Genomic DNA, 23,207 nt, shown 5'->3' with positions numbered 1-23,207 from the left:
GCTTCCCGTGCTATCGAAGCCGCAGCCGGTCGGACCGACCCCAAAATGATGCAGAGACAGCCCCAAAAGTGATACCATGTGAGGGCCGCAGCCCATAGATACCGCGCGCTAGTCGCATGCTTGCCCGATGATCGCCTGCAGCCTCGGCCCGATGATCGCGTAGCCTGCGGCGTTCAGGTGCAGCCCGTCGGGCATGATCGCCGCGTCGACCGCGCCCTGCAGGTTGACCAGGCTGTCCCCGAGGTCGTGGAATGCCACCGCCGTGCTGGCGTAGCGCTGACCAAGCTGCCGATTGATACGCGCTATCTTCGGCATATAGTCCACCCCGCCCTCGCTGCGGTTTCGCGGCAGCAGGCCGAGCAGCACCACCTTGGCCGCTGGCAGTTTTTCCTGCACGATCGCCACGATCTCGCCTATCCCGTCCACAATTTCCTGCTCGTCGTCGCTGTCGAGGTTGTTGGTGCCCGCCAGGATGACGACCGTCTTGGGCGTGAAGCCATCCAGCTCGCCGTTCAGCACCCGCCACTTGATATGCTCCAGGCGGTCGCTGCCGACGCCTAGGTTGGCCGGGCGGTAGCGGGAGAAGTAGCGCTCCCATAGTTCGGGGTTATCCTCCCAGCGCCTGGTGAGCGAGTCGCCCAGGAAGATGGCCTGCACATCGCCGCGCGCGATCGCGAGGATGGCGCGGTGCTTCTCGATGTGATGCTCGTCGGTGCGCATGATGGCTTGCATATGCGGTTTTCCTTTATCTGCCGTGCGATGCGCGGTCCGCTCAAGTATACGCGATGATGGCTCTGGTGCAATCAAATGCAGGCACGCCGTGATCCCACATGGCGTGCACCCGCATGTGCTCCTCGGGCCTCAGTGGGTAGAAGTGGATTGCTGGGTGATCGGTGTGACACCACTCGATGAGCTGCCGCACAAACTGTGGCGCTATGATGTTCGGCTCATGCCACGTTGGCGCGTGCACGCGATACCAGCCGGTGCGGCCATGCGGAAGCCCAGGGAAGCGCGACCCGAGCACATCGACAAAGGGCGATGTGTCTTGAAAGTGTACCTCGGCGCTATAGCGTATGTTGAGCTGCTTATCGTTGGAGACAATATGTAGGCAGTTGTCGACATCTTCGCCGAACCACCAGACAAAAAGCTGCTGATTGATCGTGATCTGCCTTCTCCCGTGCTTTGCAACGGCCATGCTATGCTTGTCCTTTTCTCGATCATGCTGGCGCTATTTTCGCTACCTGTCCAATTTTGTCATCTTTTGCATTGTTTCGGCATCGTGGGGGACTCGTCTTTTGGTGGCGAACATAGTGGCGTGCGCTAGGCTAGGGCGGAGCGCACGCCGGGCATCACCAGGCGCTGGAACACCTCGTCCATCTGGGCGGGGGTGAAGGGCTGCTGCTGGTCGACCCACCAGCGCAGCAGCAGCAGCAGCCCGCCGGCCATGCTCTCGGCCAGCAGGACCAGCGGCAGATCGCAGGCCGCTGCCGTAGGCACCAGCAGCAGCCGCCCGTGCAGCTTGGATGCCAGGGCGGCCTGGGCGCTCCGGCTCAGCAGGTCGAGGCCCGGTACGAACACCAGCGAGCGGTAGAGCGTGAAGCTAGCCTGGGCGTGGGCGAAGATCGCCGCAGTCTCCACCTGCAGACCGTCGGCGGCGCAGGCATCCACGTGGTCGGCCAGGCTGGCGATGGCGCGCTCGAAGCCGCAGCGCAGCAGGTCATCCTTGCCCTGGAAGTGGGCGTAGAAGGTGGAGCGGCTGAGCCCGGCCATGTCGGTGATGTCTTGGATGGTGATCTCGCGGTAGGGTCGGGCGGCCAGCAGCGCCAGCAGCGCGTCGATCATGGCGCTGCGGGTGGCGCTGGAGCGGGGGTCGCGGGTCTCTGGTCGCATAGTGCCTCGCTTCGCTAGGGGGCGATGCATCCGTGTGCTAGGGGCACTATACCAGATCTGGGCGCGCGGCGTGCTGCTGGGTCGCGCGCCACTGCCCGGGCGAGCTGCCCTCCCACTGGCTGAAGGCGCGGTGGAACGAGTTGGCCTCCTGGTACCCCAGCAGGAAGGCGATCTCGCTCAGGTCGAGGCTCGACTCGCGCAGGTACTGCTGGGCCAGCTCGTGGCGCACCTGCTCGATCACGTGCTGGAAGGTCTGGCCCTCGTCGGCCAGCCTGCGCTGCAGCGTGCGGGCGCTCATGTGCAGCTCGCGGGCGATGGATGACACCGAGGGCTGCTGGCCGGCCAGCCGCGCGCGCACCAGCGAGGCGATCTGGCGGTGCAGCGAGTGCTGGTCGGCCTGGTGCAGCTCGGCCTCGAACTGCGGCTCCAGGATGGCCAGCAGGTCGGGGCTGTAGGTGTGGAAGGTCTGGCGGATCGTCGCATCGGCATAGAGGATCTGGTCGCGCTCGGCGTCGAACTCGACCGGGCACAGGAAAAACTGCTCGTACATGGCGCGGTTGCGCTCGGGTCGGCGGAAGCGCACGCGCTCGGGGCGCAGCGGCCTGCCCGCGCCGCGCCTGCTCAGGTTCATCAGGCAGGAGAAGGTCATGTCCACCAGCAGCGCGGGCGGCGGCGCGCTGCCCACCAGCCACGATACTTCGATCTGCCAGATCTCGCCGAGCTGCCGCATGTCGATGCGCTCGGCGCTGAACAGCCGCTTGTAGCGGGACAGCTTGGCGATGGCGGCGTGCAGGGTGGGGGCCGAGAGCGCCGTGATCCACAGCGCGTCGTACGGCTCGCTGCCCTCGAACTGGGTGAAGCTCAGCCCGAGCGCGGGGTCGATCTCCATGCTGTCGAGCGCATCCCAGAGCGCCAGCCACTGCTCCACCGAGAGCACCGCCCGCTCTTGGCGCAGCAGCTGCTGCGGCAGCCGCGCCCGCCGCAGCAGCTCCACGAGCGAAATGCCCATTGACTCTAGCTTCACGCCGATCACGCTCGATACCCTGATGTGAGGCATAGTCTTCCCTGTCGTATCTGCGCCGCCCTGGGCTACACCAGCCCGAGCCGCACCAGACTCTCGGCGGTGGCCAGAATGGTATCGTCATTTGGCCGCGGTGTCCAGCCCAGCAGCGTGCGGGCCTTGGCGTTGCTGGCCAGCTTCTCGCTGCGCAGCTCGGCGGCGATCGGGGCTAGATCGGGCACCACGCGGGCCAGCAGCGTCACTGCCCAGTTGGGCAGCATTAGCCGGGGCACGCGGGCGGCGGCCTGGCCCATGCGCTCGCGCAGCAGCTTGGCCGCCCACTCCATGCTGATGTTGCTGTCGCTGATGGCCAGGAAGCGCTGGCCCTTCGCCGCTGGGTTGGTCATGGCCCGCAGGTGCAGGTCGGCCAGGTCGCGCACATCTACCGAACCAAACGACATGCGTGGCAGCGCGGGCATGCTGCCCTGCAGCAGCACCTGCACGATTCGCACCGACTCGGAGAGGTCGGGGCCGAGCGCGGGGCCGAAGATACCCACCGGGTTGACCGCCGCCAGCTCTAGATCGCCGCCCTCGCGCTGGATGAACTCCCAGGCGGCTCGCTCGGCCAGCGTCTTCGACTTGCCGTAGGCGTTCACGTGCTCGCTGCCGACGTTGGTCCAGTCCTCCTCGGTGTAGGGGCGGGTGGTGGGCGCGTGCCCGTAGGCGATGGCCACAAACGAGGATGTGACGACGACGCGGCGCACCCCGGCGTCGCGCGCGGCCCGCAGCACCCGCAGCGTGCCCTCGCGGGCGGGGACGATCAGCTCGTTCTCGTCCTTGGGCTGGCGCAGCGGGAAGGGCGAGGCCACGTGCAGCACGTAGGCGCAGCCCGCCACCGCCTCGCCCCAGCCCGCATCGGATGTCAGGTCGGCGGCCACAAACGATAGCCGGTCGCCCGCATCCACCCCGGCCCGCTTCAGCATGGCCCGCACATCGGCCTCGCGCGCCAGCGAGCGCACGGTGGTGCGCACCTGATAGCCCGCGTTCAGCAGGGCCGCCACGCAGTGCGACCCCACAAACCCCGACCCGCCTGTGACAAGTACTTGCTCGCCGCTCATGGTCTGTTTCCCCTCTGCTATTGGTCTGCATTGCTCAGTGGGGCTATGATAGCGCAATGGCGGGCTGACGCGATTCGCAGGACGCGCCAACTTGTTCGCAAAATGCGCCATGCGGCTCGCAGGATGCGCCACGGTGGGCCGCTACACCTCCTCCGGCTCGCCATCCCAGGCGAAGAAGCCCCGCGCGCCCAGCACGTGGTCAGCCAGGGCTAGCGCGGCAGCATAGCGCGCGGCCAGATCGGGCGCGGCCAGCGCGGCGTCGAGCAGCACGGCGGACTGCGGCATATGCTCCGCCAGCGCGGCGCGCAGATCTTTGGGGCGCGGCAGGTAGCGCCCGGCGCTCAGGAAGGCGTAGCGCACGATCTCGGGCAGGGCCTGGGCCAGCAGGTACTGCGCGCTGATCGGGTCGGCCTCGGCCACGTCGGCGGCATCCTCGATCAGGCTGGCGGCCATGTAGCGCGCCAGCAGCAGATCCTGCGCGGTGGCGCTGGGCGGCTGGCCCAGCCACGCGGCGGCCCGCTCGGGCAGGGCGCGCACCTCGTCATCCGCCGCGTAGAGCAGCCAGCCCGTGGCGATCATGTGGGCAGTCACGGGGCGGCCCCGCCGCCGCTCGTCGGCCACGTAGCGCTCGATCATGGGCAGCGGGTTGACAAAGATCTCGGCGGGCACCCCGCAGAAGCTGCGCTGGATGCGCTGGCGCACGCTGGCGCGGTTGACCACCACGATGTCGAGGTCGCTGCTGCGGCTGGCAGTTCCTCGGATGATCGTGCCGGAGACGATGATGCCGCGTGGCGTGACTCGGCCAAGGATGTGCTCGACCGCCGCACGCAGTGCCTCGCCGTAGGGGGCGGGTAGGTCGGGCCAGCGTAGCTGCTGCTCCATGGCCTAGCCCGCCCGCCCGCGCCGCAGCAGCGCGGCCAGGGCCAGCGCGGCCAGGGCCAGCGCGCCCAGCAGGATGAGCCAGCCGCGACCGCCGGGGTCGTGCGGGCCGGGGGCCAGGGGGCCATCGTCGGGGCGGATGCGCACCACCGGGCGCCCGCGCAGCAGCGCGCGCAGCTCGTCGTCGCCCATCAGCAGGCAGCGCGGGTCCTCGAACACTAGCGCGAAGCCGCTGTTGCGCGCCACCCGCAGCGCTAGCCCCGCCGCCTCATCCTGGTCGGCCACCAGCTCGGCGCTGCCCTCCAGCGCACGGGCGGGCAGGCGCACCGCTACGTGCGGCTGGCTGCGGATGTTGGCCAGCCAGTGGCTGGCGCTGCCGAACCCTGCCAGGCAGACCACGCAGCCATCCACAATCGCGTAGTTCAGCGGCGTCTCGCGCGGCTGCCCGCTTTTGCGGCCTGTGGTGCGCAGCAGCATGAAGTAGCCGCTGGCCGGGCTGCCGATCAGCCAGCCCAGCCCGCGCCGCAGCAGCGGGGCCATGAACCATGTGTTCATCACCTTGAAGATCTGGCGCTCGATATCGCGAAATGCGTCTTCCTGAGACATCGGGGATGCTCCTTGCTGGCCGCAGCCCCAGCGCCACGGCTGCCCCTATTGTGCGCCACGCCGCCGCCCGCCGCATCATCCGCCAGGCGGGTTGTGGTGCTTGTACACCACAAAACACGAAACCCATTTACCACCAAGACTCCAAGACACCAAGGGGACAAATTTTTACATGGCGTCACTTTGTCGAGCGAGGCATTGGGGTGCGGCACATGGTACCAACCCGCGTGCCGGGACATAACCGCTGGTTGTCACGGGGAGCAGGTCGACATGCGCACGACGGAATCATTGCCGTAGGGGCGGACCTGGTGTCCGCCCACGCCGTACTCATCGTGCTCATCGGAGGGCCGTTCGATGAGCACGATGAAGCGTCGCGTTCCGATGCGCTCCGCGCCGCTTCATCGGGTCGTGTTGCGATGAACGCGGCGCATCAGTGCATCGCCAAGCGATCGGGGATGGGTGCCAAAAAACCTTGAAACGTCGTACAAAGTAACACCTGTTGAGGGAACACATTGGTATGGAATCAGGGAGCGGCAGCCCTACCCACCCGGCCCATGCGGCGAAGGTGCCGCTAGCGCTCTGATGGCCATATGCACGAACGCCAGCAGCCAGCGAATGCCATAGGAATGCCTGAAATGGCCCTTCATGAGATCGGCCCATCTCGTCAAGACTACGCTGATTGCGGTGGGCACCTCTCTGAACATAACGTCTACGGCTCGACATCCTCCTCGTCGCCCGCCGTGTCGCCCTCGACCTTGGTCTTCATGCCGCGCACCAGCAGGATGCGCCGCCCGCCCACCTCCCAGCGCTGCGCCAGGTAGCCCGGCTTGGCATCGCGGATGATGCTGGCCCGCTCCACCGGCAGGTCGCTGGGGATGCTGGGGTCAAGCGAGAAGTTCACAAAGCGGTACGTGCCAAAGCGCGTGATCGCGTTGACGTGCGGCGGGTCGCGCTCGATCTGCATCTGGGCCTGCACCTCGGTTGGCTCCATGGGCTGCGCGGCCAGCAGGAAGATGTAGGGCCTGCCCATCGAGCCGATGTCGAGCCACACCTCGTCGTAGCCGGGGGCGCGGGCCACCACGTCGCGCATGGCGTCGAACTCGCCGTCGGCGTAGAACCAGGTGTCGCTGGCGTCGAGCGCGTAGCTGGTGTTCAGTGTGTGCAGCCACTGGCCGCCCTGGGCCAGCAGCGCCAGCGCCACCAGCGCCGCCAGCGCCCCGCGCAGCCCCGCCGCCAGCGGGCGCTGGCCGAGCCGCCCCAGCACCTGCCACCACAGCGAGGCCCCCACCCCCACCAGCAGCGCGTACACCGGCCCCAGCATGGCCGAGCGGAAGGTGTGCGGGCTGCCCTTGGTGAGGCTGGCGGGCAGCGGGGCCAGCAGCGCCAGCCCCAGCAGCAGCAGGATGATCGTGAAGCTGGGCAGCGCGTAGGGCCGCCCGCGCTCCACCGCGCGGCGCTGGCCGCCGCGCAGCACCGGCAGCAGCGCCAGCCCCAGCAGCAGCGGGGCCTCGGCCAGCAGCGCCAGCCCGTGGCCCGGCACCGCCTGGATGATCTTGCGGATGCCGCCGCCGTCGCCGTAGTACATGCGCGGGTCGAAGTACGAGCGGTAGCCCGCCCACCACGCCGCCAGCCAGGCCAGCGGCCCCTCGGCCCGCAGCGCCACCGACTGGAGCCGCGTGCCGCTGGCCGGGTTCAGCAGCGTGTCGGCCAGGAAGGGCAGCCACAGCGCCAGCAGCAGCGCCGCCGCCCGCCAGCGCAGCACCGCCCTCCAGCCGTGGGCGCGCAGCGCCAGCGCCACCGCCAGCAGCCCCACCAGCGGCACCGCCATCTTCATGGTCGGGTAGGCGTACACGCCCAGGCCGCCCGCCAGCGCCAGCAGCAGCGCGTCGCGCTCGCCGCCCCGCCGCACGAAGCGCACCGCCGCCCACAGCAGCAGCGTGAACATGGTGGGGATGAGCGCGGGCGGGATGGCCACCCGGCTGAGGAACACCTGCCAGGGCGAGAGCGCGGCCACCAGCGCCGCCACCGGCGCGGCGGCGGGCAGCCGCAGCTCGCGGGCCAGCCCGTAGGCGGCGGGCACCGCCAGCGTGCCGAACAGCGCCACCGCCACCCGCACCACCGCCGGGTTCGGCCCGAAGATCGCCACCCACGGCAGCTGCACGTAGGTGAGCAGCGGCGAGACCCAGTCGCCGTAGGCCTCGAAGCTGGCCAGCGGCAGCAGGTGCCCCAGGTGATCGTGGCCGGTGCGCGATAGGTACCATGCGTCCACCATGCTCACCACCTCGTCGCGGTGCATCATGGCGGGCGAGTAGGTGACGCCGTAGAGCCGCGTGGCCAGGCCCGCCAGCGTGGCCAGGGCCAGCCAGCCGTAGCCGCGCCGCGCGCACCAAGCCACGGCCCAGGTGGCCAGCAGCCCGGCCAGCCCCAGTGCCACGGCCAGCGCCGCGCGCTCCAGCGGCAGCCCGTAGCCCCGCACCTCGATCTGGCGCACCTGCACACCCAGCCAGCGCCAGTCGCCGCCGGGCGGGCGCGTCACGTCGCTGCCGATCACCAGCTGGCGGCTGTGCGCGGGGATGAGCAGGTGGATGATGCGCGGCGCATCGCCCACCGCCACCTGGGCCAGCGCGCCCGCGTCGGTGCCCAGCGTCACCGGCGTGCGCTGCTGGCCGGGCCAGGCCGTGCGGCTCAGCGTTAGCGTTGCGCTGCTGGCCTGGCTCATGGGTGCGATGGCAAACGTAGCCTGCGAGCTGGTCCAGCGGTAGGCCGAGGTCGCATCCTGCTCGCCCAGGTACAGCCCGCCGCCCGCATCCAGCGTGGCCGCCGGGGCCTGCTGTCCCAGCGCCCACAGGCTGGCGCAGCACAGCAGCAGCAGGTAGGCCCCCCACAGCAGGGGGCGGGCGCGGCGGGGGATGTGTAGCTGCGGCGTGGCAGCGGCGACGGCTCGGTACATGGTCCAGATCCTCTAGTGCTATGCTCTCCCAGCCGCCCATTATCGCACACCCGCCGCCGCTGCCGTGCAGCCATCACTAGCAAGGGAAAACGAAGAAGCCAGCCTTACTCAACCCAGCCCATGCGGCGAAGGTGCTACTCGTGCAAACTGGTCATATGCACGAATACCAGCTGCCAGCGAGCGGTATAGGAACGCTCAACATTGGGAGGTTCCAAGGGGGCGATGCCCCTCACATGGTGTCACTTTATCGGGTGTTCCGAGGCCGTTTGAGCGAAACGGTGCGTTGGTATTCGTTCGGCTTGGGTGCGCCTTCGTCGATAGTGGTCATTTTTGGCTGGTGGTGCATGCCCTATGCGGGCGGCACCAAGGGCTCCGCGCCCTTGGATCTCCGCGAGGGGCGTTGCCCCTTCGAACCCCAATGTTGACCGTTCCCGTGCTGTTACCTAGCGGCTGGTATTCGTGCATATGGCCATCAAGACCTTAGCGGCACCTTCGCCGCATGGGCGGGGTGGGATGGCGCGGCGCGATCATGGGTTGAGGCGGGTTGCTTGCTGGGAGCGCAACTGGTGGTGTGCATAGTCTGGCACGCATGATTGCGGGTCTTGCCGCATCCTGACGCCCTGGCTAAGAAAGTGACACCATGTGAGGGCGATGCCCCCTGGTGGGGTTCCGAGGGGCTGGCCCCCGGACGTCGCCCGCGCAGGGCACCCACCCAGCAACCACAAGGAACCGCTATTGACAAAAGCGCAGCTTGGTTGACCCAACGGCAGCGCGCATTTGCACCTGAAAAAGCCTCGGACCTCCCGAACATTGGTGCCGCCTGTGCAGCCCCGCCAAGGGCAGCAAAAGAGCGGGGCCTTATCGGCCCCGCCCTCGCCCACGTGCTAGCCCCGGCCCTAGCGCAGGCCCAGCGCCGCCAGCGCCTGCGGGTTGCCCTTCAGCGCCAGCTTGGCCAGCTTGGCGAAGCGGCTGCGGCGGCTGCGCAGCTCGGCCAGGGCCTGCTTCTGCTCGGCGGTGGCCGTCTGGGCGCGGAACTTGGCCGCCTCCTGATCGGCGTCGGCCTGCTGGAGCACATCGAGCGCAGCCCGCTCGCCCGCCAGCCGCTCGCCGCCGTAGCCCGCCTCCGCCAGCGGCGGCAGCAGGTCGGGCTGGTGCAGCACGCCGTCGTACAGGGCGCGGGCCTTGCGTAGGAAACCGCTCTGCGTGCGCTGCTGGCTGGGCGTGCCGCGCAGGCCCAGCTTCTCGTGCAGGGCCTTGTCGGCGGGGAACACGGCGCGCACCGTGGTGGCCAGCGCGCTGTACTTGGCCTCGGCCTCGGCGCGCAGCTGTGTGACCTTTTCGGAGGCTTTGATCTGATCCATGCGGGCGGCATCCTGCTGCTCGATAGCCTGTGCGGCGGCGTCGCAGCTGGCCTTGTCGCTTTCTAGCCTGCCGTCGGTGTAGCCCACGCTCTCCAGCAGATCTTTGATCGCTGGCTCCCGCTGGATGACAAGGAAGGATTGTTGGGCAGTGGCGATCTGGTCGGCTTGCGAGATGGAAGATCCCATTCACGTTCTCCTATTCCATAGGCGATTACTAGATGGGGTGAGTTCTGTGCTTGTATGACATCATAAAGATGTTAGGTGTATTGTATGCCGAGTTTATAAGAATAATCAAGGGTTTTGCTTGGGGTTGCACCATGGCTGCTCGGGGTTGCACCATGGCTGCTTGGGGTTGCACCATGGCTGCTTGGGGTTGCACCATGGCTGCTTGGGGTTGCACCATGGCTGCTTGGGGTTGCACCATGGCTGCTCGGGGTTGCACCATGGCTGCTTGGGGTTGCACCATGGTCGCTTGGGGTTGCACCATGGCTGCTTGGGGTTGCACCATGGCTGCTTGGGGTTGCACCATGGTCGCTTGGGCTTGCACGACCGTCACGAAGAAGAGAAGCCAATCAAAGGGCGCGCTTCATTGACCGGGATTGTTGCGCATGGTATTCTAGCGCATACTAAAGCCAATCAAGACAACTTGAACCCTTGGGAAGAGGAAACCCACCAGCATGATGAGGCTCCTATGCTGACACGACTCGAGGTAGATGGATTTAAAAATCTGGTCGAGCTTGCCGTAGATTTCGGCCCGTTCACCTGCATTGCTGGTGCCAATGGCGTGGGTAAGTCAAACCTGTTTGATGCGATCCGCTTTCTTTCCCTCCTGGCCGATCACACGCTGGTGGAGGCGGCCCTGCGCGTGCGGGATAGCGACAAAGAAAATAATGATCTGGCCGATCTCTTTCAGCGCCGCTCGGGTGGGGTGGCCATTTACCCGCTACGCTGTTCCGCCTAGCCAACCGCGAGCGCGAGCGCGGTAAAGATCCCGAAGATCTCTACGCCCGGATTGCCAATCGGCTGGCCAAGCTGATCGCGGTAAAATCGCTGCGGGTTGATGTCGATCAGGTGCGGCAGCTTCTTACGCTTCAGGCGCAGGAAAATGATGGCCAGTTCTATTCGGCCTCGTCATTGTCCGATGGCACCCTGCGATTTCTGACCCTTGCTATCTTGGTGGAAGACCCCGAGAGCCAGGGTATGATCTGCATGGAAGAGCCAGAAAATGGTATCCACCCCGCGAAGATCGAGGCGATCTCGGCGCTGCTGCACGATCTGGCGGTCGATACCAGCCAGAGGCCATCGGATGAGAACCCGCTGCGCCAGGTGATTGTGGCGACCCATTCGCCATCGTTTGTGCAGATCCAAGACCCCAATGATCTGCTGTTTGCCCAGCAGGCGAAGCTGCGCGATGAGCAGGGCGGGATCGCTCATAGCCTGCGCTGTCTTCCGCTAGATGGCACGTGGCGAGTGCGCGAGGGTGAGATGTCGGTGGGAAAGGCCACAATCATCGACTACTTGGTATACCCGCCCAATGCGCAGATCGCACTGCCGGGGATTCTGCCACAGGAGCACGGGCGATGAACACGCGGGCGCTTCGTATCTCGTTTGTGTTTATCGGCGAGGGCAATACCGACCAGGGGCTGCGCGAGCACCTGACCTCGCTGTGCTAGGTAGACCTACAGCCCTCAACCGTGAACTGCGCGTATGTCACCCCTCTTTGAAGCTGGTTCATCCCCTCTTGCAGGTTCGTACCTTTGCTCCTCGCACGTTTCTTCCCTTAGCGTTTTGGTGGTGAAAATTTTCGTGCCTTCGTGGTTCATCAGGCTCTTTTCCCATGGTGTTTTGTCCCTCACATGGTGTCACTTTTGGGGCGGTTTCCGCGTCATTTTTGGGGCGGGCCGACCGTAGTCAATGCTTGGAGCGTTGCGCGGTCGGGCCGACCGGTTGCGGTTTCGATGATGATGGTGGTTTTTAGTTGGTGGGTGTGTGCCCTACGCGGGCGGCGGCTAGGGGCCAGCCCCTAGCAACCCTGCGAGGGGGCTATGCCCCCTTCGAACCCCCAATTTGAGGAGTTCCCGTGCCGTTCCCTGGCGGCTGGTGTTCGTGCATATGGCCATCAAGACCCTAGCGGCACCTTCGCCGCATGGGCCGGGTGAGTAGGGTAACTGATTCCGATCCCCTATTCCCTTTCGTTCCCTTCGTGCCTTGGGGCCTTGGCGGTAAAAATCTTCGTGCCTTCGTGTCTTCGTGGTTAACCGGTTTCTTTGTTTTGACGGTAGAGAATCCACGCGGCGCACGCGCCATTTAGATTCCCGTTCGCTGGGCTTTAGGCTGGCTTTAGCTGGGGCTGCTATGCTACAGGCAGTTGAGATGACCGCCCCTTTTTATCCAACCAACACACAAGGAGCACCCCATGCGATCCCAGTCGAAGCCGATCATCCTGCTGGCTATCGCCCTGATTCTGGTGACGGGCCTCATCCACTTTGTCGACGCGCCGGACTCGTTCGAGGAGGCCACCTACAAGGGTATGCTGTTCTTGGCCAATGGCATCGGCGCGCTGGTGGCCGTGGTGGGCCTGTGGCGCGGCGAGCGCTGGGGCTGGTGGCTGGGCACGGTGGTGGCAGGCGGTGCGTTTGTGGGCTATGTTGCCAGCCGCACGGTGGGGCTGCCCGGCATCCCCGCCGAGCCGAATGCGTGGCTGGAGCCGCTGGGCGTGCTCTCGCTGGTGGCCGAGGCGGGGTTTGTAGCGCTGGCGGCCTGGGCGATGCAGGGCGTGAAGAGCGCGCCTGCTGCTGGGTTGAGGCCAAGCTAGGGCCGCAGGCGCGCAATTTCAAATGGGCGGCGGGGTCATGTCAACATGACCCCGCCGCCTTTGCGTGCACTGGGGCTAGAACGAGGACTGCACCCAGTCGCTCACCGCGTTGAGGTTGAACTTCTGGGCGCTGCCACCGCTGCACGCCTTGGTCACAAACTGCGCGCCGCTGCTGCCGCCCGCCTCCAGGCAGTAGCTCTGGCTGTCGTAGCTCTGGAAGCTGCCGGAGCTAGTGATCAGCCACTTCTCGCTGTTGCCGCCGTCGCAGTCCCACAGGTGCACATTTTTCCCATTGCCCGCCGAGCCGCCCTTGATGTCGGCGCAGAGGGTTCCGGCATGCTGGGGGCGCAGCTGGCCCTCGGCGGTGTAGACGAAGCGCTGGTTGCTGCTGCCCGCGCAGGCCTTCAGCACGATGGCTGTGCCGTTGCTGCCGCCCGAGCCGCTCACATCCATGCACATGCTGGGGCTGCTCTGCGGGCGCAGCTCGAAGTAGCCCGGCAGCGAGCGGCGCACGCCCACCGGCGGGATGGCCCCGCCGAAGGTGTCGCTGGGGCTGCTGTCGCGGCCAACCGCGCTGACGCCGTGGGCCACCGCCACATAGTTGTACACGAACGAGTCGGTGCTGTAGACGTGGTCGCCCCAGATGTGCAGGATCTGGTGGTGCTGGGCGGCGCGGTTCATCGTTACCTGGCCGTTGTCGATCGCGGCCATGTTGCTGCACACCAGGTACTGCGAGATGGCGCTGGAGATGCCGTCGGTGGTGCCGCCGGGGTTCAGCTCGTCGGGGTTGCCCTCTACGTCGGGGCAGAAGAAGCCGTAGGGCAGGCGCTTGGGCGACTGGGCGGCGATCACGGTGATGCCGTTGCCCTGGGTCTGGTTGGCCAGCCCGATCTTGCCGCCGGTGTAGGCCACCACCACCTTGCCCTTCATGTCGGCCAGCAGCGGCCAGCCGCGCTCGCTCACGGCCTGGCGCAGGCTCTTGCCGCTGCCGGTGTAGGCCGCGCCTGTGGCGTACTGGTAGAGGTCGCCGCCGGTGTACATGCGGCTGCCCAGGATGCTGCGCACCTTGTCATCCAGCATGGCCACCTCGTCGTCGTTCCAGGCGCTGGCCGGGTCCCACGAGGCCTTCATGTCGATGAACACCAGCAGCGGCCCCTCGCCGGGGTGCGCGGCCAGCCAGCTGGCCACGTCGCCCAGGCAGTGGCCCAGCCGATCGGGGCTGCCCGAGCAGTTCTTGTTGCCCGCGCCGCTGTCGTGGCTTACATAGGGGCCGTTGGCGTCGTTCTCCCAGTCCTCCTTGTCGATCACATCCAGCTCCAGCGAGCGGAAGCCCTGGTCGAGCCAGCTGGTGAGCGTGCTGCCGTAGTCGTAGGTGTTGTGCTGGAGCATGTAGTAGGCGTCGTGGAAGTGGTGGGCGCTGGGGTTGAGCGCTGCGGCCTGGAAGGGTGGCGCGGCGGCGTGTGCGCCAAGCGGGAGCGCGGCCAGCAGCCCTGCGATCAGGGCGGCCCCGCGCCACATGCGGAACGTGTTCAAGAAGCTACCTCCTGCCCTCGCGGCAGACACCATCGGGAGGCCCAGCGGGCGCGGGGCCACCTAGCCCCGCAACGCACCTGCGCTGAAGCTGGGGCTAGGCTACCCAGATGGTGTTATGGCCGCTTGAACAGGAGGTCAACAAACGATAGGCATTCGGTTAAGCCGGTGTTGTGGGCGGCTGGATGAGCTGCGCCCCGCAGTCGCGGCAGCGCCGCGCCGCCTCGGGGATGGAGCTGAGGCACTCGGGGCACTCTTTGACCGGGGCGGGCTTGGGCGCGGGCTGGTAGCGGTCCATCAGCTTGTTCACGGGCAGCACGATCAGGAAGTAGATCACGGCGGCCATCAGTATGAAGGCGATCAGGGCGTTGAGCACCTCGCCCACCAGGAACTGCTGGCTGCCCACGCCCACCACCCAGCTGGAGAGGTTCGGCCCGCCGCCGAACAGGCCGATCAGCGGGGTGAGCAGGCCCTTCACAATCGCGTTGATCACATCGCTGAAGGCCGCGCCGATCACCACACCCACCGCCAGATCCACCACATTGCCGCGCAACAGGAACTTCCGGAATCCGCCCAGCTCTTTACCTGCGTTCTTCACCAGGTTGACCGGGCCGCCAAGCCCTGCGGGGAACTCTGCCATGGTCTGCGCTCCTTTCCTACAATGGCTGCGAGGGTTCTATGATAGCACCAACAGGGCCACCGTCGTGCGGGGGCGGGTCGCCCAGGTGGGCGCGCATGTAGGCGTGCAGTGCGGCCAGGGCGGCCATGGCCCGCCAGCTGGCGGCGGCCAGGGTGGCGCTGCGCTGCTGGATGGCGGCCACCGCGCGCTGCGGGGTGCCGTGCTCCAGCTCGTCGAGGGTGGTGCGGATGGTGTCGAAGTCGTAGCCGGCCTGGCGCAGCAGGGCCACCGCGCGCAGGCGGCGGATCTGGCGCTCGTCGTAGGTGCGGTAGTTGCTGCCGCGCTCGCGGGCGGGCCGCACCAGGCCCTGCTGCTCCCAGAAGCGCAGCGCCGAGATGCGGATGCCCACCAGCTGGGCGGCGGCCCCCACGCGCAGCGGCGCGGCGGCGTGGGGCGCGGGCGGGTGGGCGGCCAGCACGCCCAGGGCGGCCTGGGTCTGGGCCAGGTGGGCGCGCGCCCTGGCCTGCTGGGCGTGGCGCTCATCTACCATGGCCAGGGCCTGGGGCCACGCGCCGCTGTGCACGGCCCGCATGATCTGGCGGGCGGTGGGGCTGCCGTAGGCCTCGGCCATCTGGCGGGCGGCGCGCAGGGCATCGAGGTGCTGCTGGGTGTAGCGGCGGTAGCCGCTGGGCGTGCGCTGGGCCGTGGGGATCATGCCGCTGGCCTCGTAGTTGCGCACCAGCTGCACGCTGATGCCCTCGGCCTGGGCCAGATCGATGGTGCGGAGGTTGGCGCGAACGGTCATGTCAAACCCGGTGTTGGTAGTGGAGACTTGCCACGCATTGCAAGGCCAGAGCATACCATAGAACAGGGAAAAGTCTCAAATGTTGCATGCATGTTCTAGAATGGTCGAGGTAGTCAAGCAGTGCAGGCAGCGTCCCCCACGTAGAACTCATCTTCATTTTCCACCCAACCGCCGGAGGCCAGGCCGCCGCGCGGGGGTGCGCCGCTGTCTCGCGAAGGAGGAGCAATGACCGAGCGCCAGTTCATCGAGATCCACGGAGCGCGCGAGAACAACCTGAAGGATGTCTCGCTGCGCATCCCCAAGCAGAAGATCACCGTCTTCACCGGCGTCTCCGGGTCGGGCAAGTCGTCGCTGGTCTTCGACACCATCGCCGCCGAGGCCCAGCGCCAGCTGAACGAGACCTTCACGGCGTTTGTGCAGGGCTTCCTGCCGCACTACGGCCAGCCGGATGTCGACCACATCCAGCACCTGAACGCGCCGATCATCATCGACCAGAAGCGGGTGGGCGGCGGCTCGCGCTCGACGGTGGGCACCTACACCGACATCGCCGTGCTGCTGCGGCTGCTGTTCTCGCGGGTGGGGCAGCCCTCGGCGGGGCCAGCCTACACCTACTCGTTCAACACGCCGCAGGGCATGTGCCCCGAGTGCGAGGGCATCGGCAGGACGGTGCAGGTCGACCTGGAGAAGCTGCTCGACCGCAGCAAGTCGCTCAACGGCGGGGCCATCCTGCACCCCGAGTTCAAGGTGGGCAAGTGGATGTGGAAGATGTACCCGCTCTCGGGCCTGTTCGACAACGACAAGCCCATCCAGGACTACAGCGAGCAGGAGCTGGACGCCCTGCTGTACGGCGCGGATGTGAAGGTCTCGTTCGGCGAGTTCGGCTCGAAGTACGAGGGCCTGGTCGAGCGCTTCACGCGCATGTACATCAAGAAGGACTCGGCCACCATGTCCGAGCGCAACCGCGCCGTGTTCGAGCAGTTCACCACCGCGCAGACATGCCCGCTGTGCCACGGCGCGCGGCTGAGCCAGGCTGCGCTGGCCAGCCAGATCGAGGGCCGCAATATCGCCGAGCTGTCCGACATGGAGGTGACTGACCTGATCGGCCTGCTGCGCGGCCTGCGCGACCCGATCTCGCTGCGGGTGGCCGGGCACCTGATCGAGCGGCTGGAGCACCTGGTGGAGATCGGGCTGGGCTACCTGAGCCTCAGCCGCGAGACCATGACGCTCTCGGGCGGCGAGTCGCAGCGCATCAAGATGATCCGCCACCTGGGCAACAGCCTGACGGAGATGCTCTACATCCTGGATGAGCCGAGCGTGGGCCTGCACGCCCGCGATGTGGCCCGCCTGAACGGGCTGCTGCGCAAGCTGCGCGACAAGGGCAACACCGTGCTGGTGGTCGAGCACGACCCCGACGTGATCGCGATCGCCGACCACGTGGTGGACATCGGCCCCGGCGCGGGCACCCACGGCGGCCAGGTGGTGTTCGCGGGCAGCTACGCCGACCTGGGCGCGTCGGGCACGCTCACGGGCCGCCACCTGAGCCAGCACCAGCCGCTCAAGCAGCGGGTGCGCCAGCCCACCGGCCAGCTGCCCATCCGCGACGCACGCCTGCACAACCTGCGCGGCGTGAGTGTGGACATCCCCACCGGCGTGCTCACGGTGGTCACGGGTGTGGCTGGCTCGGGCAAGAGCACCCTGATCAACGACGTGTTCCTGGCCCAGCACCCCGACGCGCTGGTGATCGACCAGTCGCGGGTGGGGGCCAATAGCCGCTCGGCCCCAGCCACCTACACCGGCATCATGGACGACATCCGGCAGGCCTTCGCCAAAGCCAGTGGGACCAGCGCCTCGCTGTTCAGCTTCAACTCGGCGGGCAGCTGCCCCAACTGCAACGGCCTGGGCGTGGTCTACACCGATCTGGCATTTATGGAGGGCTTCGCCTCGCCCTGCGAGATCTGCGAGGGCAAGCGCTTCAAGGCCGAGGTGCTGGCCTACACCCTGCGCGGCAAAAATATCAGCGATGTGCTGGACATGACCGCCGAGGAGGCGCTCGATTTCTTTAGCGAGCGCAAGGTGGCGGCGGTGCTGCGGGCCATGAACGATGTGGGCCTGGGCTACCTGAAGCTGGGCCAGCCGCTCAGCACCATCTCGGGCGGCGAGGGCCAGCGCCTGAAGCTGGCCACCGAGCTGCACAAGCGCGGCAGCATCTATGTGATGGACGAGCCGACTACCGGCCTGCATCTCTCGGACATCGGCCTGCTGATGAAGATTATCGACCGTTTGGTGGATGCGAAAAACACCGTGATCCTGATCGAGCACCACCTCGATGTGATCCGCCAGGCCGACTGGATCATCGACCTGGGGCCGGAGGGCGGCAGCGCGGGCGGGCAGGTGCTGTTCGCCGGGCCGCCCGCCGAGCTGCGCGGCTGCGAGCGCAGCATCACAGCGCGCTACGTGTAGGGTTTGGCACCCTCGGGGGGAGCGCGGGCGCTTCCTCCGAGGCGAGGGCGAGGTAGAGCTGGGCGCGCGCGATGGTGAGGATGGGCATGGCGAAGATCCACGCGAGCTGCGACCAGACAAGCTCGATGATAAAGCGCTCTAGCATGTGCCAAACGAGGAATTGAATGCTGTAGAGGCCGATGACGGCCATCAGGATGGATACACTGCGGATGAGGATGTAGGTGAGCAGAGCGCCGATGGTGGTGACGCCAGCCACCTGCCAGAAGTGGCGCGTCACCAGGCGCATGCTCCTGTTCCATGCCTGCGCGGCGCTCAGCCCATCGATCACCGCCGCAGGCACGGCCAGGCTGAAGAGCAGCGCCCCAGCGCCCAGCGCGGCGGCGAGCGGCAGGTAGATGGGGTGGAGGGTCGTGTTAGCCAAGCCCCAGGCGGAAAATCCCGCCATCATGGTCAGCTGGGCAGGGATACCCGTGCGCGCCGCGATCAGCGCCAGCTGCCAGAGCGCCACGGGCAGCATGGCCGCCATGCAGATCGGCCCGATCTGCCCCCGTATGCGGCGGTAGGTATCCCAGATCCCCAGCTTGGGCTGCCCGTCGCCCGTGGATGTGGCGGCGACCAGCGCGCCGCAGATGATTGGGAAGACCGCAAGCTCCTGCACGATCATCAGCACGACGAGTATGGGCGCATTGAGCAGATCCGATAGTTTGGGCAGATTGAGCACGTCGAAGTGGGTGCTGGCGATATGCCACCCATAGCCAGCGACCAGCGCGAGCGGGGCCAGCTGGCTAACCGCCAGCATGAGGCAGAACCACGGAAGGTAGAGCGCGGCCACGATCCCGCTGGCCTGCCACCAGTGCGCGCGGTAGCGCCACAGCGCGCGGTCAAGGATACGCAGCGTGCCGATGTGCTCGTTTGGCATATGATTCATAGCGGCCTTCTCACTGTTTGTTGGCGAAGGAGAATGTTAGGCCTATGATAGCATAGCTAGGGGCTTCCCTCACGCGGTGGTTTTTAGCTGGCGGGTGGATGACTCACATGGTGTCACTTTTGCGGGCGTTTCCGCGTCGGGTCGACCGTAGGCAATGCTTTTAGCGTTGCTCGGTCGGGCCGACCGGTTGTGCTTCGATGATGATAGGTCCTCTATGTTGGTGGGTGGGTACCCTGCGCGGGCGGCGACTAGGGGTCAGCCCGAGTGACCCCGCGAGGGGGCGATGCCCCCTTGGAACCCCCAACTTTGGGCGTTCCTATGCTGCTCGCTGGCTGCTATTGTTCGTGCATATGGCCATCAAGACTCTCGCAGCGCCTTCGCCGCATGGGTCGGGTAGGATTTTTTGTTACGTCGGAAGGCGATTGCGTCGCACCGGAAGGCGATTGCGTCGCACCGGAAGGCAAAATGCATGCGGCCTGGCCCATCCGGCGAAGGTGCGCCTAAATGCCTGCTGGCCATGATCCACACCGTAGCGGGAAGGCCTTGCCCAGCGTAGACAGATCACTTTTTCCTTCCTTCGTGCCTTGGCGGTGAATCGGTTTTCCCTTCGCGCCTTCGTGTCTTCATGGTATTCGCCCTTCTTTTCTTCCTTGGTGTCTTGGAGCCTTGGTGGTAAACGCTTCCCGCGCTGCTGTCACAAATCGCGCTGCGGCGGTGTCTATGCTGTGTGCCCGCCCGACGGACGGCGGCGCAGCGCGAGGTGACACCGCAGCATGACCTATGCCATTGAGACTGCACATCTGACCCGGCGGTTTGGCCGCTCCACCGCCGTGGCTGATCTTGACCTGTGTGTGCCCTACCAGAGCGTCTACGGCTTCCTGGGGCCGAACGGCGCGGGGAAATCGACCACCATCCGCATGCTGCTGGGCCTCATCCGCCCCCACGCGGGCAGCGTGCAGATCTTCGGCCAGCCGCTGGGCGGCGACCGCACAGCCACGCTGGGCCAGATCGGCGCGCTGGTCGAGCTGCCATCGCTCTACCCGCACCTGACGGGTCGCGAGAACATGGATATCACGCGGCTGCTGCGCGGCCTGCCCCGCGCCGAGGTCGACCGCGCGCTGGAGATTGTGGAGATGCGCCCCCACGCCGATCGGCGGGTGCGCGGCTACTCGCTGGGCATGCGCCAGCGCTTGGCCCTGGCCCTGGCCCTGCTGGGCGGGCCGCGCCTGCTCATCCTCGACGAGCCGACCAACGGCCTTGACCCGGCGGGCATCCACGAGATCCGCACGCTCATCCAGCGCCTGCCCGAGCAGCACGGCATCACCGTGTTCATCTCCAGCCATCTGCTGGGCGAGATCGAGCAGGTGGCCAGCCACGTGGGCATCATCCAGCAGGGCCGCATGCTGTTCCAGGGCGCGCTAGAAGACCTGCGCCAGCGCCACACGCGCACCGCCCTGATCGGCGCAGCCCAGCCCGAGCGGGCCGCGCAGCTGCTGCGCCAGGCGGGCTACGCCCCCGCCGCCCGCGCCGACGGCATGCTGGCGGTCTCCAGCGATACCCCGATCGACATGGCCGCGATCACGCGCATGCTGGTGCGCGCCGACCTCGATGTGACCCACGTGAGCGAGCAGGGCTTCTCGCTTGAGGCCCAGTTTATGCAGCTGACCAGCGCCACCGCTGGAGAAAGGATCTAGCCATGTTTGTTCGCGCGCTGGCCGCCGAGCTGATCAAGCTTCGTCGGACGCTGGCCCTGTGGATGGTGTTCATCGCCCCGCTGGTGGTGGTGCAGCTCCAGGTGTTTATCATCCTGAACAAGAGCGGCAATCCGCAGGCCGAGGCAGTGGATGGCACCCAGCTGGTGCTGCAGAACACCTTCGCCTTCTGGCTGATGCTGATGCTGCCGCTGTTTATCACGCTGGAGACCGCGCTGCTGGGCGGGATGGAGCACGACCAGCATGCCTGGAAGCACCTCTACGCCCAGCCCACGCCGCGCTGGGCCATCTATCTGGCCAAGCAGCTGGTCGCCCTGGGCATGATCGCGCTGAGCTTCCTGGCCCTGATGGGCTTCGCTTGGCTGGCCATGGCGGGCATGAGCGCCCTGCCGCTCCCCTCGATCAGCTGGCCGCAGCCGCCGTGGGCGCAGGTGGCGCAGATGCTGGCCTACACCTTCGGCATGTCGTGGCTGATGCTGGCGCTGCATCTGTATGTGAGCATCCGCTGGCCAAGCTACACCCTTTCGCTGGGGGTAGGCATGGTGGCCAGCGTGGCTGGCTTTCTGATCGACATGGGCGGCAGCGACAGCCTGGCGGTGCGCGTGTTCCCGTGGAGCCTGCCGCTGAATGGGATGATGCACTTTATTGGCGAGGCGCAGGTGCAGATGGCCCAGCCGCTGCTGCTGGGCATGCTGGGCGGGGTGGCGGTGGCGGCCCTCGGGGCCTGGCACCTGTCGCTGCGCGATGCGGGTTAGGCGCGTGCAGAAAAGCTGCATTGCTTGCTGGAAGGCGGCTCCTGGCGCAGGCTGGGGCCGCCTTTGGCGTGTGGCCCCAGGGTGGCATGGGCGGGCTATGGCCTGCTGCGGAAAGATGTGCCCGATTAAACAAAAAAAACAGTCTTGACAAAGCGTGGCGGTAATGCTATCGTTTTGGTACTGAAAACGTTTACAGAAACAGAACGTAACTGACTTGCTCGTAGAAGGAGGTTGCTACGCCCACACCCTAACGGGGTGCTTCTCGTACAGGAAACCTGTCTGCTGTCTCGGCATAAACGATGTAGTTTGTCATGACGAAGGAGTTTCGCATGTTGGCACACCCCCTGGCCTCGTTGCGCCGTCTTCCCTCGCTGGCCCTGACATGTGGCATGGTGCTCTCCATGCTCAGCGCCTGCGGCGGCCCCGCGCCCACATCCACCACCCAGCCCACCAGCGCACCCGCCGATCAGCCCGGCAGCGCCGCCACCAGCGCACCCGCCGCCGCCACCGCCGCGCCCAGCACCGACAATGGCCAGAAGGTCAAGGTCGTCTGGTGGCACATCTCGACCGCAGATGTCGACAAGAAGAACTGGGACGACATGGCCGCGCTCTACATGAAGGATCACCCAAACGTCCAGATCGAGATCACCGTCCTTGAGAACGAGGCTTTCAAGACCAAGCTTGCCACGGCGATGCAGTCGGGCAACCCACCAGATATCTTCCAGACCTGGGGCGGCGGCACGCTGCAGCAGTACGCCGAGGCCGGCCTTGTGCAGGATCTGACCGAGGCGCTCAAGCAGGACGGCTGGGGCGACAGCTTCCAGGCCGCGCCGCTGTCGATCTTCGGTTCAGATGGCAAATTCTACGGCGTGCCCTGGCGCGTGGGCATGATCGGCTTCTGGTACAACAAGGATCTCTTCCAGAAGGCCAATATCGCCGCAACCCCCACCACCTGGGCCGAGTTCCTTGAGGTGGTGAAGCAGCTCAAGGCCGCTGGCATCACCCCGATCGCGCTGGGCGGCAAGGACAAGTGGCCGGGCGCGTTCTACTGGGAGTACCTGGCCGTGCGCCTGGGCGGCAAGGATGCCTTCGACAAGGCCTATAGCCGCCAGGGCAGCTTCAGCGACCCCGTGTTTGTGGATGCGGGCAAGCGCCTCAAGGAGCTGGTTGACCTCCAGCCCTTTCAGGAGGGCTTCCTGGGCGACGGCTTCACCGAGTCGGCCACGCTGAGCGGCAATGGCAAGGCCGCCATGGAGCTGATGGGCCAGTGGGAGCCGGGCAGCGCCGCCGACAGCGCCGAGGACAAGGACGCCTACTACAAGAGCCTGGGCTGGTTCCCCTTCCCGTCCGTCGAGGGCGGCAAGGGCGACGCCTCGGATGTGCTGGGCGGCGGCGACGGCTTTGCCATCGGCAAGAACGCCGCGCCGGAGGCGATCGAGTTCGTTCGCTGGCTGACCAGCGTCGAGAACCAGACCAAGATGGCCGCTGCCAACATCGCCGTGCCGCCGGTGGTCAAGGGCGCGGAGACCGCTATGACCGACCCGCTGCTCAAGCAGGTGCAGCAGGCCACCGCCAACGCCAAGTACTTCCAGCTCTACTACGATCAGTACATGCCTCCTGCGGTGGGGCAGACGATCAACGATGCCACGCAGACGATCTTTGCCGGTAGCGCCACCCCCGAGGACGCTGCCGCCCAGATCGAGGCCACTGCGGCGCAGGAACTGAAGTAGGCGCAACGTTCACGCGCATCGGCCCCCACAGCGGGGCCGATGCGCGCAAAAG

18 protein-coding genes and 1 pseudogene are annotated in these 23,207 nt (G+C 66.6%); 6 read left to right on the top strand and 13 right to left on the bottom strand.

Annotated features, from left to right (window positions below):
- Window positions 1-108: 108 nt before the first annotated feature.
- From F8S13_18335 to F8S13_18295, 9 genes are all read right to left on the bottom strand, one after another.
- Window positions 109-732, bottom strand: a complete 624-nt coding sequence (locus tag F8S13_18335; GenBank protein KAB8141700.1) for a hypothetical protein — start codon at window positions 730-732, stop codon at window positions 109-111.
- Window positions 733-772: 40 nt separating this feature from the next.
- Window positions 773-1,195 (bottom strand): hypothetical protein, encoded by a 423-nt coding sequence (locus F8S13_18330; GenBank protein KAB8141699.1) that lies wholly within the window; start codon window positions 1,193-1,195, stop codon window positions 773-775.
- A 125-nt stretch (window positions 1,196-1,320) separates the two neighbouring features.
- The gene (locus F8S13_18325; protein KAB8141698.1) at window positions 1,321-1,920 is read right to left on the bottom strand and encodes a TetR/AcrR family transcriptional regulator; all 600 of its coding nucleotides are present in this window, start codon (window positions 1,918-1,920) and stop codon (window positions 1,321-1,323) included.
- Window positions 1,921-1,936: 16 nt separating this feature from the next.
- Window positions 1,937-2,947: an AraC family transcriptional regulator gene (locus tag F8S13_18320; GenBank protein ID KAB8141697.1), complete on the bottom strand. Its 1,011-nt coding sequence runs from the start codon at window positions 2,945-2,947 to the stop codon at window positions 1,937-1,939.
- Between the two features lie 32 nt (window positions 2,948-2,979).
- A complete protein-coding gene (locus F8S13_18315; GenBank protein KAB8141696.1) occupies window positions 2,980-4,008 on the bottom strand; it encodes an aldehyde reductase in 1,029 nt (342 codons plus the stop codon).
- A gap of 141 nt (window positions 4,009-4,149) precedes the next feature.
- A complete protein-coding gene (locus tag F8S13_18310; GenBank protein ID KAB8141695.1) occupies window positions 4,150-4,890 on the bottom strand; it encodes a hypothetical protein in 741 nt (246 codons plus the stop codon).
- A 3-nt stretch (window positions 4,891-4,893) separates the two neighbouring features.
- Window positions 4,894-5,493: a nitroreductase family deazaflavin-dependent oxidoreductase gene (locus tag F8S13_18305; GenBank protein KAB8141694.1), complete on the bottom strand. Its 600-nt coding sequence runs from the start codon at window positions 5,491-5,493 to the stop codon at window positions 4,894-4,896.
- Between the two features lie 706 nt (window positions 5,494-6,199).
- The gene (locus F8S13_18300; protein KAB8141693.1) at window positions 6,200-8,440 is read right to left on the bottom strand and encodes a hypothetical protein; all 2,241 of its coding nucleotides are present in this window, start codon (window positions 8,438-8,440) and stop codon (window positions 6,200-6,202) included.
- Window positions 8,441-9,336: 896 nt separating this feature from the next.
- Entirely contained in the window at window positions 9,337-9,987 is a 651-nt protein-coding gene (locus F8S13_18295; protein KAB8141692.1) for a hypothetical protein, read from the bottom strand.
- 505 nt (window positions 9,988-10,492) lie between these two features.
- Between F8S13_18295 and F8S13_18290 the strand changes: the two are divergent.
- Window positions 10,493-11,385 (top strand): annotated as a pseudogene (locus F8S13_18290) (AAA family ATPase).
- Window positions 11,386-12,217: 832 nt separating this feature from the next.
- Window positions 12,218-12,616: a hypothetical protein gene (locus F8S13_18285; protein KAB8141691.1), complete on the top strand. Its 399-nt coding sequence runs from the start codon at window positions 12,218-12,220 to the stop codon at window positions 12,614-12,616.
- A gap of 75 nt (window positions 12,617-12,691) precedes the next feature.
- Here the strand turns inward: F8S13_18285 and F8S13_18280 are convergent, their stop codons facing one another.
- From F8S13_18280 to F8S13_18270, 3 genes are all read right to left on the bottom strand, one after another.
- A complete protein-coding gene (locus F8S13_18280; GenBank protein KAB8141690.1) occupies window positions 12,692-14,149 on the bottom strand; it encodes a hypothetical protein in 1,458 nt (485 codons plus the stop codon).
- A gap of 157 nt (window positions 14,150-14,306) precedes the next feature.
- Window positions 14,307-14,786 (bottom strand): large conductance mechanosensitive channel protein MscL, encoded by a 480-nt coding sequence (gene mscL / locus F8S13_18275; protein ID KAB8141689.1) that lies wholly within the window; start codon window positions 14,784-14,786, stop codon window positions 14,307-14,309.
- Window positions 14,787-14,802: 16 nt separating this feature from the next.
- On the bottom strand, window positions 14,803-15,624 hold the full coding sequence (locus tag F8S13_18270) for a MerR family transcriptional regulator (protein ID KAB8141688.1): 822 nt from the start codon (window positions 15,622-15,624) through the stop codon (window positions 14,803-14,805).
- Window positions 15,625-15,795: 171 nt separating this feature from the next.
- On the opposite strand from F8S13_18270, the gene F8S13_18265 reads away from it, so the two are divergent.
- Window positions 15,796-18,030 carry an excinuclease ABC subunit UvrA gene (locus F8S13_18265; protein KAB8141687.1) on the top strand — a complete coding sequence of 745 codons (2,235 nt, stop codon included), beginning with the start codon at window positions 15,796-15,798 and terminating at the stop codon, window positions 18,028-18,030.
- Here F8S13_18265 and F8S13_18260 read toward each other — a convergent pair.
- On the bottom strand, window positions 18,011-18,958 hold the full coding sequence (locus F8S13_18260) for a hypothetical protein (protein ID KAB8141686.1): 948 nt from the start codon (window positions 18,956-18,958) through the stop codon (window positions 18,011-18,013). The two genes, F8S13_18265 and F8S13_18260, sit on opposite strands and share 20 nt — an antisense overlap.
- Before the next feature lie 773 nt (window positions 18,959-19,731).
- Between F8S13_18260 and F8S13_18255 the strand changes: the two genes are divergently transcribed.
- The 3 genes from F8S13_18255 (at window position 19,732) to F8S13_18245 (ending at window position 23,155) form a co-directional block, all read left to right on the top strand.
- On the top strand, window positions 19,732-20,652 hold the full coding sequence (locus F8S13_18255) for an ATP-binding cassette domain-containing protein (protein ID KAB8141685.1): 921 nt from the start codon (window positions 19,732-19,734) through the stop codon (window positions 20,650-20,652).
- A gap of 2 nt (window positions 20,653-20,654) precedes the next feature.
- Window positions 20,655-21,425, top strand: a complete 771-nt coding sequence (locus tag F8S13_18250) for a hypothetical protein (protein KAB8141684.1) — start codon at window positions 20,655-20,657, stop codon at window positions 21,423-21,425.
- A 389-nt stretch (window positions 21,426-21,814) separates the two neighbouring features.
- Window positions 21,815-23,155 (top strand): extracellular solute-binding protein, encoded by a 1,341-nt coding sequence (locus F8S13_18245; GenBank protein ID KAB8141758.1) that lies wholly within the window; start codon window positions 21,815-21,817, stop codon window positions 23,153-23,155.
- Window positions 23,156-23,207 lie beyond the last annotated feature (52 nt).

This window comes from Chloroflexia bacterium SDU3-3, assembly GCA_009268125.1.
Classification (GTDB): domain Bacteria; phylum Chloroflexota; class Chloroflexia; order Chloroflexales; family Roseiflexaceae; genus SDU3-3.
This window is presented reverse-complemented; position numbering and strand designations above follow the sequence as displayed.

Excerpts from the sequence above, each read along its gene's own strand:
- F8S13_18315 (KAB8141696.1), bottom strand. The coding sequence starts at position 4,008 with ATGAGCGGCGAGCAAGTACTTGTCACAGGCGGGTCGGGGTTTGTGGGG.
- F8S13_18245 (KAB8141758.1), top strand. The coding sequence starts at position 21,815 with ATGGTGCTCTCCATGCTCAGCGCCTGCGGCGGCCCCGCGCCCACATCC.
- F8S13_18330 (KAB8141699.1), bottom strand. The coding sequence starts at position 1,195 with ATGGCCGTTGCAAAGCACGGGAGAAGGCAGATCACGATCAATCAGCAG.
- F8S13_18260 (KAB8141686.1), bottom strand. The coding sequence starts at position 18,958 with ATGAATCATATGCCAAACGAGCACATCGGCACGCTGCGTATCCTTGAC.
- F8S13_18295 (KAB8141692.1), bottom strand. The coding sequence starts at position 9,987 with ATGGGATCTTCCATCTCGCAAGCCGACCAGATCGCCACTGCCCAACAA.
- F8S13_18305 (KAB8141694.1), bottom strand. The coding sequence starts at position 5,493 with ATGTCTCAGGAAGACGCATTTCGCGATATCGAGCGCCAGATCTTCAAG.
- F8S13_18255 (KAB8141685.1), top strand. The coding sequence starts at position 19,732 with ATGACCTATGCCATTGAGACTGCACATCTGACCCGGCGGTTTGGCCGC.
- F8S13_18300 (KAB8141693.1), bottom strand. The coding sequence starts at position 8,440 with ATGTACCGAGCCGTCGCCGCTGCCACGCCGCAGCTACACATCCCCCGC.
- mscL (KAB8141689.1), bottom strand. The coding sequence starts at position 14,786 with ATGGCAGAGTTCCCCGCAGGGCTTGGCGGCCCGGTCAACCTGGTGAAG.
- F8S13_18320 (KAB8141697.1), bottom strand. The coding sequence starts at position 2,947 with ATGCCTCACATCAGGGTATCGAGCGTGATCGGCGTGAAGCTAGAGTCA.
- F8S13_18285 (KAB8141691.1), top strand. The coding sequence starts at position 12,218 with ATGCGATCCCAGTCGAAGCCGATCATCCTGCTGGCTATCGCCCTGATT.
- F8S13_18310 (KAB8141695.1), bottom strand. The coding sequence starts at position 4,890 with ATGGAGCAGCAGCTACGCTGGCCCGACCTACCCGCCCCCTACGGCGAG.
- F8S13_18250 (KAB8141684.1), top strand. The coding sequence starts at position 20,655 with ATGTTTGTTCGCGCGCTGGCCGCCGAGCTGATCAAGCTTCGTCGGACG.
- F8S13_18270 (KAB8141688.1), bottom strand. The coding sequence starts at position 15,624 with ATGCTCTGGCCTTGCAATGCGTGGCAAGTCTCCACTACCAACACCGGG.
- F8S13_18335 (KAB8141700.1), bottom strand. The coding sequence starts at position 732 with ATGCAAGCCATCATGCGCACCGACGAGCATCACATCGAGAAGCACCGC.
- F8S13_18265 (KAB8141687.1), top strand. The coding sequence starts at position 15,796 with ATGACCGAGCGCCAGTTCATCGAGATCCACGGAGCGCGCGAGAACAAC.
- F8S13_18325 (KAB8141698.1), bottom strand. The coding sequence starts at position 1,920 with ATGCATCGCCCCCTAGCGAAGCGAGGCACTATGCGACCAGAGACCCGC.